This window comes from Micromonospora parva (genome assembly GCF_000718515.1).
Lineage (GTDB): Bacteria > Actinomycetota > Actinomycetes > Mycobacteriales > Micromonosporaceae > Micromonospora > Micromonospora parva.
In genome coordinates this window covers 68,312-85,387 of the sequence record NZ_JNZS01000031.1, presented here as the reverse complement: position 1 = coordinate 85,387, position 17,076 = coordinate 68,312, and the positions used below count along the sequence as shown (strand labels likewise).

Genomic DNA, 17,076 nt, shown 5'->3' with positions numbered 1-17,076 from the left:
CGGTCGCTCCCCGCCAACGCTACGCCGCTTATCACAGCAAGCTGGTAGGAAATGCCGACATAACTGAGACGCGCCATCCCGCCATGTGGATGGGTCTTGACGCTGACCACGGCCTGGCCCACTCTTCCTACCAACTAAGTAGGAATACTGCGGATTGGATGGACGATGAGACGGCTCCCCCTGCACCGGACGGTCACGCTGATGACCCTCGCCGCCCTCGGCGCGGCGACCCTGGGCAGCACCGCCGGGTGCGGCGACGACAGCGGGGGCGCGGGCGGCAGCTCCGGCCCGGTGACGCTGCGCCTCGGCTACTTCCCCAACATCACCCACGCGCCAGCGGTCGTCGGCGTGGAGAAGGGCATCTTCGCGGAGAAGCTCGGCACCGACGTCAAGCTGGACCCGAAGACCTTCAACGCCGGGCCGGCCGCCATCGAGGCGGTCTTCTCCGGCGCGCTGGACGCCACCTACATCGGTCCGAACCCGACAGTGAACGCCTTCTCCAAGTCCAAGGGCGAGGCTGTCCGGGTCATCTCCGGAGCGGCGTCCGGCGGCGTGGCGCTGGTGGTCAAGCCCGGCATCACCGGGGCGCAGGACCTGAAGGGCAAAAAGATCGCCACCCCGCAGCTGGGCAACACCCAGGACGTGGCGGTCCGGTACTGGCTCAAGCAGCAGGGCCTCACCACCACCAAGGAGGGTGGCGGTGACGTCAAGATCGTGCCGCAGGAGAACGCCCAGACCATCGAGACGTTCACCAGTGGCGCGATCGACGGCGCCTGGGTGCCCGAGCCGTTCGTCTCCCGCCTGGTCAACGCCGGCGGCAAGGTGCTGGTCGACGAGCGCGACCTGTGGCCGGACAAGAAGTTCGTCATCACCAACCTGCTGGTGAGCACGAAGTTCCTCAAGGCGCACCCGGACGTGGTGCAGAAGCTGGTCGACGGCCAGGTGGCCGCCAACGAGTTCGTCAACACCAAGCCGGAGGAGGCGCAGCAGGCCATCTCCGACGCGATCGGCAAGATCACCGGCAAGCCGCTGGACCTGAAGCTGATCAAGCAGGCGTGGCCGACGTTGGAGTTCACCAACGACCCGATCCCGTCCTCCCTCAAGGCCGGGCTCGACCACGCCGTCGACGTGCAGCTGACCGAGCCGGTGGACCTCAAGGGCCTGTACGACCTGAAGTACCTCAACAACGCGCTGAAGGCCGCCGGCAAGCCCGAGGTCGTCCAGCCATGACGTCGACCACGACGACGCCGCGGAGCGCGACCACAGCCGTCGCGCTCTCCGGCGTGACCAAGGTGTACGGACGCGGGTCGAGCGCCGTCCTGGCCCTGGACGGTGTGTCGCTGGACGTCGCGCCCGGCGAGTTCGTCTGCCTGGTCGGCGCGTCCGGCTGCGGCAAGAGCACCCTGCTCAACCTGGTGGCCGGGCTGGACCGGGTCAGCGGTGGCCAGATCACCCTGGCCGGCGACGTCAACCCGGGCCTGATGTTCCAGGAACCGGCGCTCTTTCCGTGGCTGACCGTCGACGCCAACGTGGAGGTCCCCCTCAAGCTGCGCCGGCTCCCCCGGGCCCAACGCCGCGAGCGGGTCGCCGAACTGCTGCGGACGGTGCACCTGGGCGACTTCGGCCGCAAGCGCCCGCACGAACTCTCCGGCGGGATGCGGCAACGGGTCGCGCTGGCTCGCACGTTGGCCCTGGACACCCCGGTGCTGCTGATGGACGAGCCGTTCGGCGCGCTGGACGCGATGACCCGGGACATCCTGCACGACGAGCTGGAACGGATCTGGTCCGAGCGCCAACTCTCGGTGCTCTTCGTGACGCACAACGTCCGCGAGGCGGCCCGACTGGCCGACCGGATCATCCTGCTCTCCAGCCGACCCGGCCGGATCATCTACTCCACCGAGGTGACCATCCCGCGCCCCCGTCGGATCGACTCCCCCGAGGTCGCGGCCATCGCCGCCGAGGTCACCGAGCGGCTCCGTACGGAGGTGGGTCGCCATGGCCAGTGACACCCTCACCAGTTCGGCGCGTACCGACGCCGAGATCACCGGCCTGGACGCGCTGGAGATCGCCGGTCGGGACAAGGACGTCTCCCGGGGCACCCGCCTCTGGGCGGCCACCTGGCCCAAGCTCGCCGCGCTGGCCATCGCCATCGCCGCCTGGCAACTCGTGGTCCTCTCGGGCTGGAAGCCGCCGTACTCGCTGCCCGGCCCGCTGGAGGTCGGCCGCGAGCTGATGGCCCAGGCCCAGAGCCCGCAGCTCTGGGACGGCCTGGTCACCACGTTGCGCCGGGCCGCCCTCGGATACGTCTTCTCGGTCGCCGTCGGCCTGCTGCTCGGCCTCGCGGTGGCCCGGTCCACCGTGCTGCGCGCCGCCATCGGCTCGATGATCACCGCGTTGCAGACCATGCCGTCGATCGCCTGGTTCCCGCTGGCCATCCTGCTCTTCGAGCTGAGCGAGAAGGCGATCTTCTTCGTGGTGGTGCTCGGAGCGGCACCGTCCATCGCCAACGGGGTGATCTCCGGAGTGGACTACGTGCCGCCGCTGCTGCTGCGCGCCGGCCGCAACCTGGGCGCCCGTGGGCTCAACCTCTACCGGTACGTCATCGCTCCGGCCGCCCTGCCGGCGATCGTCGCCGGGCTCAAGCAGGGCTGGGCGTTCTCCTGGCGCAGCCTGATGGCCGGCGAGCTGCTCGTGGTCGGCATCTCGCAGACCTCACTCGGCGCCCAGCTCACCTACTCCCGCGAACTGTCCGACGCGCCCTGGCTGCTCTCCACGATGATCGTCATCCTGGTCGTCGGCCTGGTCGTGGACGCCGCGTTCGGCGCTGCGGACAAGGCGATCCGGCGCCGCTGGGGCGTACTGGACCAGGCTGGTCAGTGACGTGTTCGTCTCCGCGCGCAGCGACTACGCGCTCCGGGCGATGCTCGCTGTCGCCGCCGCCGGTGGTGGCGACGGCGACGGCGACAGGGCCGGCGAGTTGGTGAAGGCTGCCAGCCTGGCCGAGGTGCAGGGCATCCCGCTCAGCTTCCTGCAGGGCATCCTGCTCGACCTGCGCCGGGCCGGTCTGCTGCACAGCCACCGCGGTGCCGACGGCGGGTACGCGCTGACCCGCCCGCCCCACGAAATCACCGTCGGGGACGTGCTGCGCGCGGTCGGCGGTTCGCTCACCACGGTGCGCGGCCTGCCGGCCGAGCGGGCCGACTATCACGGAGTGGCCGCGGGGCTCACCGACGTCTGGCTGGCGGTGCACGGGGCGATCGCCACCGTCGTCGACAGCACCACCCTCGCCAACCTGCTCACCCAAACCCAAACCCCCACAACCCCCTAGCCCGCCCCGCCCCGCCCCGCGCCCCCGCGCCCCCGTGTCCCGTCGATCTTGCACTTTCTGTCGCGGCAAAAGGGACGTATCCTGCTGAATTGACAACCGAAAGCGCAAGATCGGCGCATGCGTGGGTTGCGGTGGGTTGCGGCGACGGTGATGTGGTCGGGCCGGTGCCCCGCCGACCCGACCACACCTCGCACCGATCCTGACCGGGCCTGCCCCTCCGCCGGCACCGGTAGGCCGGTCGCTGCTCAGCCCACGTGTGCGTCCGCCGGGCCGGAGCCCGGGCCGCCAGGACTGTGCAGCTCCACCAGACCGGCGGGAGCATTGCCCGCCGGGGTGGCATGCCAGGGCGCGAAGGCCGCGACCATGGCGAGCAACAACCCGGCGAGCGCGACCGCGACCACCAGGATCAGTTCACGCAGTGCGCCCGAGCCGGCTTCGCCCGCCATGGTCACCCCTCCCGTGTCGGGCCCCCCGCCCGACTTCCCCCGTCCGTCAGCCTCGACCACCACCGGCTGCGGCGCAGTCGGCCAGCCGACCCAGCGGAGGCTGATTACCGACTCAGCCGAACGGGTGACCGAGCCCTCATCACGAGGCGGCCCCGAGGGCGCGCGATGGGCGGGAACGACACCGACCCGCCCAGCCGAAGCGGGACGGGTCGGTCGACGAGCGGAAAATCAGACGGTACGGGGGCGACGCGGGCGCCGGGAGCGTCCCGACGCGCGGTGCGCCGGCCGGGCGCCGCCGTCGGAGGCCGAACCACCGGAGGTACGCGTCCGAGAGGCGGGCACCGGCGGCGCGACGATGGTCACCGGCACACCGGACGGCTCACGGGCACCGGTCACCCGGGCCAACGCCGCGTCACCGGGGCGCACCTGGACCGACTCGGGTCGGATGCCGGCAGTGGCCATCAGCCGGGACACGTCCCGGCGCTGCTCCGGCAGGACCAGGGTGACCACGGAACCGGACTCGCCGGCCCGGGCGGTACGGCCGCCCCGGTGCAGGTAGTCCTTCGCCTCGGTCGGCGGGTCCACGTTGACCACCATGTCCAGGCCATCCACGTGGATGCCACGGGCCGCCACGTCCGTGGCGACCAGGGCGGTCACCTGACCGTTGCGGAACTGCTCCAGGATCCGGGTGCGCTGCGGCTGGGACTTGCCGCCGTGCAGCGCGGCAGCGCGTACGCCCTTGGAGAGCAGCTGACGGGCCAGCCGGTCGGCGCGGTGCTTGGTGCCCATGAACAGGATGGTGCGGCCCTCACGGGCGGCGATCCGGGTCAACGCGTCGGGCTTGTCGGCGGCGTCGACGTGCAACACGTGGTGGGTCATCGCGGTGACGGTCGCGGTGCCCGGGTCGACCGAGTGGGTGACCGGGTTGCTCAGGAAGCGGCGGACCAGCCGGTCCACGCCGCCGTCCAGGGTTGCGGAGAAGAGCATCCGCTGCCCCTGCGGCGCGACCTGCTCCAGCAGCTTGGTGACCTGCGGCAGGAAACCCATGTCGGCCATCTGGTCGGCCTCGTCGAGCACGGTGATCTCGACCTGGTCGAGCCGGGCGTCGCCACGGTTGATCAGGTCGTGCAGCCGGCCGGGGGTGGCGACGACCACCTCGGCACCGGCACGCAGCGCGTCCGCCTGCCGTTGCAGCGACAGCCCGCCGACGACGGTGGCGCAGCGCAGCCCGACGGCGCGGGCGTACGGGGCCAGGGCGGTGGTGACCTGCTGGGCCAGTTCGCGGGTCGGCACCAGCACCAGGGCCAGCGGGCGACCCGGCCGGGCCTTACGGCCGGCGGTGCGCGACAGCAGGGGAAGCCCGAAGGCGAGGGTCTTGCCGGAGCCGGTACGGCCCCTTCCCAGCACGTCCCGGCCGGCGAGCGAGTCGGGCAGCGTCGCCGACTGGATCGGGAACGGCTCGGTGATGCCCTGCGCGGTCAGCGCGGTGAGCAGCGCCGGCGCCAGACCGGTATGGGCGAAAGAGGGAATAACTGTGGTCATGCGGAAGCCTTCCTCGACGCGGCACGTGTCGAGGGAGGGCGCCGAAGTCGGCGCTGTCAACCAGCGGAAAGAGACCGCCAGGACTCACAAGCACGAACCGAAGGGAGTACAGGCCGGCCCGCCGCCGGGCCGCCGCCTGCGGACGCAGGCGGCGGCGGGGCGGGCCGGTCCCGTCACCGTCACACCCGGAGGGCGCGACAGGTAATGCTGACCGATCCGAAGATCAGAGCGGGCGGATGTTCTCCGCCTGCGGGCCCTTCTGGCCCTGGGTCACCTCGAACTCGACCCGCTGGTTCTCGTCCAGGCTCCGGTAGCCGGAGGACTGGATCGCCGAGAAGTGGGCGAAGACGTCAGCGCCGCCGCCGTCCGGGGTGATGAAGCCGAAGCCCTTGTCAGCGTTGAACCACTTCACGGTGCCAATAGCCATGTGTTTCGTCTCCTTGACGGAACGTCGGACGCGCACTTGTTGCACGCCCGAAGAGGAGCGCTCCGCGCGGGGATGCGCGAATCGCCTGTCGCTTCTGGTCGCCCCGCCCGGAGAACTCCGGACACAACAAAGAGCGCCTGGGGCCACAATCCCGCCAGGCGCACACAGAGTCTCTGGTAACCAAAACTGCAACCCGGTCAACCTACCACGGTTTTCCCCGCAGTGGTCAATGTTGGGCAGAATCCTCGGGCAACTGGGCGATCATGGCCGTGAGGCCCGCCACATCCAGCAGGTCGGCGGGCCGTACGGTCACCCCGTGCCGGACGTAGTGGAACGCCGCGCCCACCCGCTCGACCGGCACACCGGCCAACTCCGCCCAGGCCAGCCGGTACACGGCCAGCTGCACGGAGGCCACCTCAGCCGCCGGCCCGGTGGGCTGCGCGCCGGTCTTCCAGTCGACCACGTCGAACCGGCCACCCGGCCGGGCGAAGACCGCGTCCATCCGGCCCCGTACCACCACCCCGGCGATCACCGTGGCGAACGGCACCTCCACCTCCACCGGTGACCGGTCGGCCCACTCGCTGGCCAGGAACCGCTCCTGAAGCTCGACAAGCGCCTCGTCGGGTGCGGCATCGGCATCGGCAGCGCCGGGCAGTTCGTCCAGGTCCAACAGGCGGTCCGCGCCGAAGCGCTGCTCCAACCAGGCGTGGAAGGCGGTGCCCCGACGCGCGTACGGGTTGGGTTCGGTCGGCACCGGCCGGCGCAGCGTACGGGCCAGCGCCGCCGGATCGCGCCGCAACGCGACGAGCTGGGTGACGCTCAGCGCCCCGGGCAGCGCCACCTCTACCGCGCCGGAGAGCCGGGTCAGCTCGGCGCGCTCGGCCAGCAGCAGATCCGCCTCACGCTGCCAGCGCGCCACCTCCGGGTCCACCTCCGGCTCGGCCGCCTCGACAGTCGGCCCGCCCGGCATCACCGACCCGGCGGGCGCCGAGCCGGCCGCCGCCACCGATCCGGCGGGCACCGAGCCACTCGACCCGACCGGCCCGGGGAGGACCGGCCCGACCGGTCCCGGGAGCGCCGCCGCCGGACCGTCGGCCATCAGGCGACGCACCAGCCCGGCAGCCTCGGCCAGCGCCGGCCGGCGACCACCCAACGGGTCGGCCGGCCACTCCGCGCGGAGCACCACCTCGGCCGTGGGGTTCGTCGCGTCCGGGGTCGGCTCCGGTGCCCACACGTCGATCAGGTGCCCCGGCCCACCGTCGAGGCAGGCGTCGTACACCTCACGCAGGAAGACCGACGGACCTCGCGGTCGCTTCGTGCCCTCCCCCCACCAGTAACCGGAGCAGAGCAGCAGCCGGCGCGGCCGGGTCACCGCCACGTACGTCAGCCGGCGTTCCTCCCGCTCGTCGTGGGCCCGCCACGCGTCGGTGAAGTCGGTCACCGCCCGCGCCACGGCCCGCTGGTCGCCCGCCTCGTCGAGCGCCAACTCGGGCAGCCCGTCGGCGTCACCGCGCAGCGGGAACGGCAGCACGCCCAGCCCGCCCAACCAGTGGTCGGAGTTGCGGACCGGCCCGGGCCACAGCCCGCGACTGAGCCCGGCCACCGCCACCACGTCCCACTCCAGACCCTTGGCGGCGTGTGCGGTGACCACCTGCACCGCGCCCTCCACCACTTCGACCTCGCCCGGCGCCAGACCACGCTCCTCGTCCTCGGCGGCGGTCAGATAGGACAGGAAACCGGACAGGGTGGCGCCGGGCGTCTCCCCGCTGAACCGGGCCGCCACGTCGCCGAGCGCGTCCAGGTGCCCCCGGGCCAGGCCCGCGTCGCCGGCGCCGTCGCGGCCGGCCCGCACCGCGACCTCCACGTCCAGGCCGATGGTCCGCTCGATGTCCGCGATCAGGTCCGGCAGCGCCTGGTCCAGTCGGTAGCGCAGCAGCGCCAACTCCCGGCCGTACGCGCGCAGCCGCGCGAACCCCTCCGCCGAGTACGCCTGCGCCGGCCCGAGGTCGGCCAGCGCCTCCACCAGAGTCGCCTCGTCCAACAGGTCGGGGCTGATCTCCGCGTCGTCGTCGGCGGCCACCTGCCGTCGAGCTGTAGCGATGGCCCGAGCCCGGCGGTGCAGGGCCACCAGGTCACGCGGCCCGATCCGCCAACGGGCACCGGTGAGCAGCCGCAACAGCGCGGCCCCGTCGGTCGGGTCGGCCAGCACCCGCAACGTGCACACCACGTCGCGCACCTCGGGAGTGTCCAGCAGGCCGCCCAGCCCCACCACCTCGACCGGCAGACCACGCTCGCGCAGCGCCGACTCGATCGCCGGGATCTGGCTGCGTACCCGAACCAGCACGGCGGTCGTCGGGCGCCGCGCCACCGGGATGTGCTCCGGGGCCACGCCCGGCATCCCGGCCGCCCCACGCCAGGCGGCCAGCACGCTGTCGGCGATCCAGTCGGCCTCGTCGGCGTACGTGGGCAGCATCGCGCAGTGCACGGTGCCCCCGGCCGCACCGGCCGGGCTGCGGTGCGGGATCGGGTCCCGGACGGTCAACGCCGAGCGCAGCTCCGGCACCCGGGCACCCGCCGCCCGCAGCGGGGTGGAGAGCGCGTTCGCCACCCGGAGGATCTCCGGACGGTTGCGCCAACTCGTGGTGAGCCCCAGCGCCGGGGCCGGCTCACCGTCGGCGCGGGCGAACTCGGTGGGAAACCGGTCCAGGGTGCCCGCGCTGGCCCCCCGCCAGCCGTAGATCGACTGGCACGGGTCGCCCACCGCGGTCACCGGGTGCCCCCCACCGAACAGCGCGTTGAGCAACACCACCTGGGCGTGGCTGGTGTCCTGGTACTCGTCGAGCAACACCACCCGGAACCGGTCCCGCTCGATCGCGCCGACCGCCGGATGGTCCCGGGCCACCCGCGCCGCCCGGGCGAGCTGGTCGGCGAAGTCCATCGCCTCGAAGTCCACCTTGCGCCGGGCGTACGCCCGCACCAACGGCAGCAGCCGCAACCGGGTCTGCTGCAGGGTGAGCGCCTTGCGCACGTCGGCGTACACCCGACCCGGCCGGGACTGCACCTCGGCGAAGAACCGACCGGTCCAGGCCGCCAACTCGTCCGGCGCGACCAGGTGCTCGTCCAACTCCCCGGCGAGCGCCAGCACCGCGTCGGTGATGGTGCTCGGCATCCGGTCCACCTCGGACATGTCGCCGTCGTAGTTGCGCACCAGCAGGTCCACCAACTGCCAGCGGGACGCTTCGGTGAGCAGCCGGGTGGACGGCTCGTAGCCAGCCCGTAGCCCGTGCTCGGTGACGATCCGCCCCGCGTACGAGTGGTAGGTGGAGACGGTGGGCTCACCGGCGAGCGGATCGTCCAACGGGTCCCGCCCCTGCCGGCCGACGCGGCGGATCAGCTGGTCGAGCCGGGTGCGTACCCGATGGGCCAACTCGCCGGCCGCCTTGCGGGTGAAGGTCAACCCGAGGATCTGCTCCGGCCGCACGTACGAGTTGGCCACCAGCCAGACCACCCGCGCGGCCATCGTCTCGGTCTTGCCCGACCCGGCACCGGCGACCACCAGCAGCGGCTCCACCGGAGCGGCGATGATCGCGGCCTGCTCCCGGGTCGGTGCCGGCAACCGCAGCAGCTTGGCCAGCTCCACCGGCGTGTACCGGGGGCCGGAGTCCGCGAGCCGGGGCGTCGGTGCGGGACCCGCGCCGAACAGGGTGGGCTGACTCACGGTGTCGTCACAGGCTGCAACACCGGCTCACTCCTCGCCCTCACTGTGCCGTCTTGGTTCGTGACTGCGGGGCTCGCAACACCGGCTCACTCCTCGCCCTCACTGGTGCGCCGGACGGTGGGCGGCTCGACGACCTGGCGCCCCTGCCCGGAGACCGGGCAGCTGGTGCGCACCGGGCAGACCCGGCACTTCGAGTTGGCCACCGCCGCGAACGTGGCGGCTGCCATCGTATCGGCGGTTCGCCGGACCAGCGCGGTCGCCCAACCGGCCGCCGGCCCCTCGCTGGCCGCCGGTTGGTTCTGCTCCCTGGCGTCCTTGGCGGTGGTCCCCAGCTGCACCAGCGCGGCGCCCCCGGACTCGTCACCGAACTCGGCGAACGCCCCCGCCTCCACCGCCGCCTGGTAGGCGCCAAGCTGCGGGTGCTCCGCCAGGTCGGCGCCGGTGACAGCGGTGGACTTGCCGGTCTTCAGGTCGATCACCACCAACCGCCCGGCCTCGTCGACCTCCAGCCGGTCGACCCGACCGGTCAGCTCGACGGGCCGGTGGGGATCGTCCAGGCGGACGGCGAACTCGTGCTCGATGGCGAGCAACCGACGCGGGTTGGTGGCCAGCCAGCGCAGCAGCTTGTCGACCATCGCCTCGGCGCGCTCCCGCTCCGGCCCGGCCATCCACCGGGCCGCCAGCTCGATCGCGTCGAACCGGGCGGCCACGTAGTCGAGCAGCGCGCCCCGGTCGGCACTGGCGTCCTCGGCGAGCATCGCGGCGGCGTGCACCAGGTTGCCCACCCCCTGCGCGGTGCTGGTCGGCCCGCTGCCGCCATGCCGTTCCAACAGCCACCGCAGGCTGCACCGCAGCGCGCTCTCCATGGCCGACGGGGTGACCCGCACCGGGTCGCCGTCGTCGACGAGCGGCCGGTCGTCGGAGAGCGCCCGCAACCCCCACCAGTCGTCGGGGTGCGCGCCGGGCACTCCGGCGGCGGCAAGCCGGGCCAGTTCGGCCGCCGCGGCGCGCCGCCGGGTCGCCGGGGCGGCCGGGTCGGTGATGGCGGTACGGAGTTCCGCCACCAACGCCGGCAGGGTGAGCGCCCGGGGTGGACGGGTCACCGGCAGCGCCCCCGGATGGTCCGGCCCCTCGTCGCCGGCCTCACCCGCGGTGGTGCCACCGGAGGACGGCTCGGTGCGGGGACCGGGCGGCGGGCCCGGCGCTGTCGGCGGGGTGCCGGGCGGCGGCGTGCCGGGCGGGGTGTTCGGGATCAGCTCGTGCAGGAACCGGCTCGGCTGCTCCTCGTGATCGTCACCGCCGACGGCGGCCGACGCCACCGCGCTGACCAGCAACCGGTGCCGGGCCCGGCTGACGGCGACGTGGAAGAGCCGACGCTCCTCGTCCAGCAACGCCGAGGTCTGACCCACCACGTTCGCCGCTCTCGCGCCGTCGACCGACCGGCCGGCCAGCACGTCGACCAGCCGCTCGGAGCCGAGCAGGCTGCCGCGCAGCCGCAGGTCCGGCCAGATGCCCTCCTGCACGCCGGCCACCGCGACCAGGTCCCATTCCAGGCCCTTCGCCGCGTGCGCGGTGAGCAGGCGTACCGCCGCACCCCGGTCGGCGGTCGGCGCGATGGTGTCGGCCGGCAGATCCTGGGCGAGCACGTGATCGAGGAACACCTCGGTACGGGCACCGGGCAGCCGGTCGGTGAACCGGGCCGCCGCGTCGAAGAGGACCAGCACGGCGTCCAGGTCACGGTCGGCCGCCTCGGCCCGCCGTCGCCGGGCCAGGTCACCCTCGCCGGCCTCCGGGCGGCCCTGGTTGATCGCGCCGGCCCAGCGTTCGGCGAGACCACTGGCCTGCCAGACGGCCCAGAGCACGTCCTCGGCTGTCGAACCCGGCCGATCGGCGGCCTCGCGTGCGATGGCCAGCAGCCCGGCCACCGCCTGCGCCGGTTCCGCCCAGCGACGGTCGATGCCGGCCAACTCCTCCGGATCGCGCAACGCCTCGACGATCAGCTCACCGGAGGGACGTCGGTCACCGGCAGCCAGCGCGAGCGCCCGCAGGCCCTGCCGCAGTCGCCGCTCGGCCAGCGGGTCTGCCCCACCCAGCGGCGAGTGCAGCAGTGCGACAGCCGACTCCTCGTCGAGGCGTTCCGGCTCCAGTGCGCACCGCAGCAGGAGCAGCAGCGGCGCGACCGCCGGTTGCAGGTGCAGGGGCAGATCCTCACCGTGCACCACTGTGGGCACCCCGGCCGCGTGCAACGCCCGTCGCAGGGTGGGCAGCTGCAACGCGGTGGACCGCACCAGCACCGCCATCCGGGACCAGGGCACGCCGTCGAGCAGGTGCGCCGAGCGCAGCGCGTGGGCCAACCAGGCGGCCTCGCTGGTCGCCGAGCGGAACGTGTGCACCTCGACCACACCAGGCGGCGCGTCCGGCAGCGGGTGCAGCCGGCGGTGCGCGGCCGGACCCCGCAACCGGCGACCCAGCCGGGCGATCGCCGCGAGCAGACCCGGCCCGGCCCGGTACGACGTGGACAGCAGCACCTGTGCGGCGGGCGCACCGGAGGCCGTCCGGAACCGGTGCGTGAACGTCGTCACCCCGGCCGGGTCGGCGCCCCGGAAGGCGTACGTGGACGAGTCGGGGTCGGCGAACGCGACAAGCGACTTGCCGCCGCCCGCGATGACCGAGAGCAGCTCCAGTTGGGCAGGGTCGGTGTCGGCCAACTCGTCGAGGTAGACGTGGGCGAGCCGGCGGCGCTCGGCGGCCAGCAACTCCTCGTCGTCGCGCAGCAGCCCGGTGGCCGCCCGGACCAGCTCCGCCGGGTCGTACGCGATGGAGCCGCGGTTGCTGACGTCGCGCAGGGCGAGCACTGCCACGTACTCCCGCAGGAAGCGGGCGGCAGCGGGCCAGTCGGCGCGGCCGAGCTTCTCACCCAGCCGGGCCAGGTCGGCCGAGCCCACCCCGCGTTCGGCGGCGCGCATCAGCAGGTCACGCAGCTGGCCGGCGAACGCCCTGGTCCGCAGGGCTGGGCGCAGGTCGGTCGGCCAGCCGACCGGGTCGTCCTCGGGCTCCTCGCCCACCACGTCCAGCAGCTCACGGATGATCAGATCCTGCTCGGGGCCGGTGAGCAGCCGGGGCGACGGTTCCCCCCGCTCGGCGGCGGCGCGGCGGAGCAACCCGAAGGCGTACGCCGGGAAGGTGCGCACCAGCGGCTCCCGCAGCACCCGGTGGCCGTCCTGCGCGATGCGGGCCTCGATGCGCTGCCGCAGTGCGGTGGCGCCTCGGCGGCCGAAGGTCAGCACGAGGATCCGTTCGGGGTCGACCCCCTCGGCCACCCGGGCGGCGACCGCCTCGACCAGCGTGCTGGTCTTGCCGGTGCCCGGACCACCGAGCACGAGCATCGGCCCGTCGGTGTGCCCGACCACCTCGGCCTGCACCGGATCGGCCCGCCAGCCGCCGCCGACCGCCACCTCAGGCCCGACCACACGCTCGGCCCCACCGACGCCGGTGGACCCACCCGGGCGCGCGGACCCACCCGCCGCCCCGACACCGCCGCCGGACGTGCCGTCGCTGGCAGGCACGGAAGCGCCGTCAGGCGTCGCCCCGTCCCCCCGCGCCGGCCCACCGGGCCGCCGCACCAACCGGTACGCCTGCATCAGCTCATCCCATCAGACCCATCCGACACCAACCCACCCACACCCCAACCCACCTCGTCGATCATGAAGTTAGCGGCGCGACACGCCGACAGCGACGTCGACAACTTCATGATCACCGCAGGGGCGGAGGGGTGCGGGTCAGGTCAGGTGGGATTCGAGGATGTCCAGGGCCTCGGTAACGGTGGTGGTCACGGTCAGCAGGTCGCGGCCGGCGGGCTTCAGGAAGGTCTGATCGGCCAGCGCGTCGAGCCAGTCCAACAGGGGGCGGTAGAACCCGTCGGTGTCGTCCGACTTGTCGATCATCACGGTCTTGCGGGTGGCCATCGAGTCGGTCACCAGCAGCTCGTCCGAGGCCAGGTCGGCGACCTCCAGGTCGACCAGCGACTGCGGGATCACGCCGAGGGTGCGCCCACCGGCGGAGCGGGCGCCGTCGGCCAACGCGCCCATCATGCCGACGCAGCCACCGCCGCTGACCAGCGTGTGCCCGCGCCGGGCCAGCTCCGCACCGGTCTCGGCGGCCAGGTCCAACCAGCGCTGGTCGAGGGTACGAGAGGAGGCGCAGAAGACGCAGATCGCCGCCATCAGTCGTGATCCCGGGGCTGCTCGGTGGCCTGGACGGCGGCGGCCTGCTGGTCCGCCCCGGTCCGGGCGACGGCCTCCTCGCGGACCGCCTCCTGCTCGGCGGAGAGCACGGCCTCCGCCTCGACGATGTACCGGACCGCCTCGTTGACCTCGTCGGTGAGACAGATCAGGTCCAGGTCGACCGGCCCGATCTTGCCGGTGGCGGCCATCGTGTCGCGCAGCCAGTCCAGCAGGCCCTGCCAGTAGGCGACGCCCATCAGCACCACCGGGAACCGGGTGACCTTGCCGGTCTGCACCAGGGTGAGCGCCTCGAACAGCTCGTCCATGGTGCCGAACCCGCCGGGCAGCACGACGAACGCCTGGGCGTACTTGACGAACATCGTCTTGCGGGCGAAGAAGTAGCGGAAGTCGATGGCCAGGTCGACCCACTCGTTGATGCCCTGCTCGAACGGAAGCTCGATGCCGAGGCCCACGGAGAGCCCGCCGGCCTCGCTGGCGCCGCGGTTGGCGGCCTCCATCACTCCGGGCCCACCTCCGGTGATCACCGCGTAGCCGGCTCGGGCCAGCGCGCCACCCAACTCCTCGGCCAACTGGCACTCGGCGCTGTCCGGCGCGCTGCGCGCGGAGCCGAAGACGCTGACCGCCGACGGCACGTCGGCGAGGGTGTCGAAGCCCTCGACGAACTCGGCGAGGATGCGCAGCGCGCGCCAGGCGTCCTTGGTCTTCCAGTCGCCGCGCCCCCGCGAATCCAGCAGACGCTGGTCGGCGGTGCTGCTCGGGATCGCCCCCCTGCGCAGGGTGACCGCACCGCGATGCCGCTCCTGGCCCGGACCGCGACCGGCCTCCCGCCCGTTGCTCTGGCTCATGGAGCAACCGTAGTGGAGCAGCACCGGCCGGGTGCGCGGGGCGGGGACGCCGAGAAATTGTTCGCGATCAAGGGCAACTATTCGACGCTCCCGTACGTCTTACTATTCACATACCGGGTATGCCCCGGCGCGCGCCTTCGGGGGAGGAGACAGCGTGATCAGCAACAGCGAGATGATCCGGATCCGTCGCCAGATGCAGCGACGGATCCGAGACGTGGTGGCCGAACGCCGCCGCACCCGCCAGCAGAACCCGATCCCCACCTCCCCCACCCCGTCCGGAGCCGATCAAGAGGTTTGCGTCGCCGACAACGGGCCAGGCTGACGCAAACCTCTTGATCACCGACGGAAGCCGGGCCGCGACCGGTCAGGCTGGGGCTAGCCAGCGGTGCAGGGTTGCCGCGCCGTCGCGGATCTTGCTGATCTCGACGTGCTCGTCGGGGTGGTGGGCCAGGTTCGGGTCGCCGGGGCCGAAGTTGAGCGCGGGGATGCCCATCGCCGCGAACCGGGCCACGTCCGTCCAGCCCAGCTTGCCGATCGGCGCGGCGCCGACCGCCGCCAGGAACTCCTTCGCGGGGGCCGCTTCGAGCCCGGGCGCGGCACCGGCAGCCATGTCGGTGACCGTCACCTCGAAGCCGTCGAAGACCTCCCGCAGGTGCGCCTCCGCCTCGGCCGGCGTACGGTCCGGCGCGAACCGGTAGTTGACCTCGACCTCGCAGTGGTCGGGAACCACGTTGCCGGCGACCCCGCCGTTGATCCGTACCGCGTTCATGCCCTCGCGGTAGTCGCAACCGTCGATGGTGACCCGGCGGGCCTCGTACGTCTGGAGACGCCGCAGCACCTCACCGGCGGCGTGGATGGCGTTCACCCCGTGCCAGGAGCGCGCCGAGTGGGCGCGTACCCCGGTCGTGGTGACCACCGAACGCATGGTGCCCTGGCAGCCCGCCTCGACGATGCCGTAGGTCGGCTCCAGCAGCACCGCGAAGTCCGCCTGCAGCCACTCCGGGAACGCCTGGGCGACGAGGTTGAGACCGTTGTACCGGGACTCGATCTCCTCGGCCTCGTAGAAGAAGTACGTCACGTCGTAGCGCGGCTCGGGCAGGGTGACCGCCAGGTGCAGTGCGTACGCGGTGCCGGACTTCATGTCGGAGGTGCCGCAGCCGTACATCAGGTCGCCGCGCATGGTCGACGGGAAGTTGTTGTTCAACGGCACCGTGTCGAGGTGCCCGGCCAGCACGACACGCTGCGGCCGACCGAGGTCGGTGCGCGCCATCACCGTGTTGCCGTGCCGGTGGGTGGTCAGGTGCGGTACGCCCCGCAGCACCTCCTCGACACAGTCGGCGATCGCCTTCTCGTTGAGGGACACGGACTCTATGTCGACCAGAGCGCGGGTCAGCTGCACCGGATCGGCGAGGACCTCGGGGGTCAGCGGGTTCTCCATGGTTCGCACGGTACCTTCAGGTCTGTCAGTGCGAGGAGCGAGCCGAGGTCAGCCCGGCCGTGACCGAGAGGTGTAACAGTGACGTCCGCAGATTCCGCCTGGGGCATCGGCCTGGCTACGGTCACCGCAGACGAGCAGGTGCTCGACACCTGGTACCCGACCGGCAAGCTGGGCCTGGGCGAGCTGCCGCTGGTCGCCGGCGAGGACAAGGCGGACGTGCTCGACCTGCCGCCGGCCGCGCTCGGTGACCGGCCGCTGCCCGGTCTGCGTACCGTGCAGGTGGTCACCGTGATCGGCTCGCTGGACGACCCGATCAAGGACGCCTCCGACGCGTACCTCCGGTTGCACCTGCTCTCGCACCGCCTGGTGCGACCCAACCAGGTCAACCTGGACGGCATCTTCGGCAAGCTGGCCAACGTGGCCTGGACGTCCGCCGGGCCGTGCCCACCGGAGCGGGTGGACGAGCTGCGGGTGATCGAGCGGGCGGCCGGCCGGCACCTGTCGGTGTACGGGGTGGACAAGTTCCCCCGGATGACCGACTACGTGGTGCCGTCCGGGGTGCGGATCGCCGACGCCGATCGCGTCCGCCTGGGCGCGCACCTGGCGGCCGGCACCACAGTGATGCACGAGGGCTTCGTCAACTTCAACGCCGGCACCGTGGGCACCTCGATGGTCGAGGGGCGGATCGTGCAGGGCGTGCTGGTCGGCGACGGCTCCGACATCGGCGGCGGGGCCTCCATCATGGGCACCCTCTCCGGCGGCGGCACCGACAAGATCAGCATCGGTGAGCGGAGCCTGGTCGGCGCGAACGCCGGCGTCGGCATCTCGCTCGGCGACGACTGTGTGGTCGAGGCCGGCTGCTACATCACCGCCGCGTCGAAGATCACGCTCCCCGACGGCCGCGTCGTCAAGGCCCGGGAGCTGTCCGGCGTCGACGGGCTGCTGTTCTGGCGCAACTCGGTCACCGGCGGGCTGGAGGCCCGGCCGCGCACCGGCCGGGGCATCGAGCTGAACGCCGCCCTGCACGCCAACGACTGACGGCCCCGCCGGGTCCGCGGCGTTCGGCCGCGGGCCCGGACGGGGTACGC

14 protein-coding genes are annotated in these 17,076 nt (G+C 72.7%); 6 read left to right on the top strand and 8 right to left on the bottom strand.

All coding sequences use genetic code 11. The features are described 5' to 3' along the window. Positions 1-165: 165 nt before the first annotated feature. The 4 genes from IF22_RS0129375 to IF22_RS0129360 are packed head-to-tail and all read left to right on the top strand — an operon-like array spanning position 166 to position 3,328. Positions 166-1,230, top strand: a complete 1,065-nt coding sequence (locus IF22_RS0129375) for an ABC transporter substrate-binding protein (protein WP_030337569.1) — start codon at positions 166-168, stop codon at positions 1,228-1,230. After that, positions 1,227-2,006, top strand: coding sequence for an ABC transporter ATP-binding protein (locus IF22_RS0129370; protein ID WP_030337567.1), 780 nt, complete (start codon positions 1,227-1,229; stop codon positions 2,004-2,006). The genes IF22_RS0129375 and IF22_RS0129370 overlap by 4 nt, the downstream gene beginning before the upstream one ends. Then, the gene (locus tag IF22_RS0129365) at positions 1,996-2,880 is read left to right on the top strand and encodes an ABC transporter permease (protein WP_030337566.1); all 885 of its coding nucleotides are present in this window, start codon (positions 1,996-1,998) and stop codon (positions 2,878-2,880) included. The genes IF22_RS0129370 and IF22_RS0129365 overlap by 11 nt, the downstream gene beginning before the upstream one ends. A gap of 1 nt (position 2,881) precedes the next feature. Beyond that, positions 2,882-3,328, top strand: coding sequence for an RrF2 family transcriptional regulator (locus tag IF22_RS0129360; RefSeq protein WP_030337565.1), 447 nt, complete (start codon positions 2,882-2,884; stop codon positions 3,326-3,328). A 245-nt stretch (positions 3,329-3,573) separates the two neighbouring features. Here IF22_RS0129360 and IF22_RS33440 read toward each other — a convergent pair whose 3' ends face one another. The 7 genes from IF22_RS33440 to IF22_RS0129320 all read right to left on the bottom strand — a co-directional run bounded on the left by IF22_RS33440 (position 3,574) and on the right by IF22_RS0129320 (position 14,550). Continuing rightward, entirely contained in the window at positions 3,574-3,774 is a 201-nt protein-coding gene (locus tag IF22_RS33440; protein WP_036412564.1) for a hypothetical protein, read from the bottom strand. Positions 3,775-4,002: 228 nt separating this feature from the next. Then, positions 4,003-5,316, bottom strand: coding sequence for a DEAD/DEAH box helicase (locus IF22_RS0129350; RefSeq protein WP_030337563.1), 1,314 nt, complete (start codon positions 5,314-5,316; stop codon positions 4,003-4,005). Positions 5,317-5,539: 223 nt separating this feature from the next. Next, entirely contained in the window at positions 5,540-5,743 is a 204-nt protein-coding gene (cspE, locus tag IF22_RS0129345; protein WP_007464836.1) for a transcription antiterminator/RNA stability regulator CspE, read from the bottom strand. A 226-nt stretch (positions 5,744-5,969) separates the two neighbouring features. Next, a complete protein-coding gene (locus tag IF22_RS0129340) occupies positions 5,970-9,461 on the bottom strand; it encodes an ATP-dependent helicase (protein WP_030337562.1) in 3,492 nt (1,163 codons plus the stop codon). Between the two features lie 86 nt (positions 9,462-9,547). Further along, on the bottom strand, positions 9,548-13,102 hold the full coding sequence (locus IF22_RS0129335) for an ATP-dependent helicase (protein WP_036412555.1): 3,555 nt from the start codon (positions 13,100-13,102) through the stop codon (positions 9,548-9,550). A gap of 138 nt (positions 13,103-13,240) precedes the next feature. Next, complete coding sequence (locus tag IF22_RS0129325) at positions 13,241-13,684, bottom strand: LOG family protein (RefSeq protein WP_030337559.1); 444 nt, start codon at positions 13,682-13,684, stop codon at positions 13,241-13,243. Continuing rightward, on the bottom strand, positions 13,684-14,550 hold the full coding sequence (locus tag IF22_RS0129320; RefSeq protein ID WP_030337558.1) for an LOG family protein: 867 nt from the start codon (positions 14,548-14,550) through the stop codon (positions 13,684-13,686). The genes IF22_RS0129325 and IF22_RS0129320 overlap by 1 nt, the downstream gene beginning before the upstream one ends. A gap of 154 nt (positions 14,551-14,704) precedes the next feature. Here IF22_RS0129320 and IF22_RS35230 point away from each other — a divergent pair, with 154 nt between their 5' ends. Next, positions 14,705-14,872: a hypothetical protein gene (locus IF22_RS35230; protein ID WP_156057972.1), complete on the top strand. Its 168-nt coding sequence runs from the start codon at positions 14,705-14,707 to the stop codon at positions 14,870-14,872. 42 nt (positions 14,873-14,914) lie between these two features. On the opposite strand, the gene dapE is transcribed toward IF22_RS35230, so the two are convergent. Then, the gene (dapE, locus tag IF22_RS0129310; protein ID WP_030337557.1) at positions 14,915-15,988 is read right to left on the bottom strand and encodes a succinyl-diaminopimelate desuccinylase; all 1,074 of its coding nucleotides are present in this window, start codon (positions 15,986-15,988) and stop codon (positions 14,915-14,917) included. A gap of 78 nt (positions 15,989-16,066) precedes the next feature. On the opposite strand from dapE, the gene dapD reads away from it, so the two are divergent. Beyond that, complete coding sequence (gene dapD, locus IF22_RS0129305; protein ID WP_030337555.1) at positions 16,067-17,026, top strand: 2,3,4,5-tetrahydropyridine-2,6-dicarboxylate N-succinyltransferase; 960 nt, start codon at positions 16,067-16,069, stop codon at positions 17,024-17,026. The last annotated feature ends 50 nt before the right edge of the window (positions 17,027-17,076 follow it).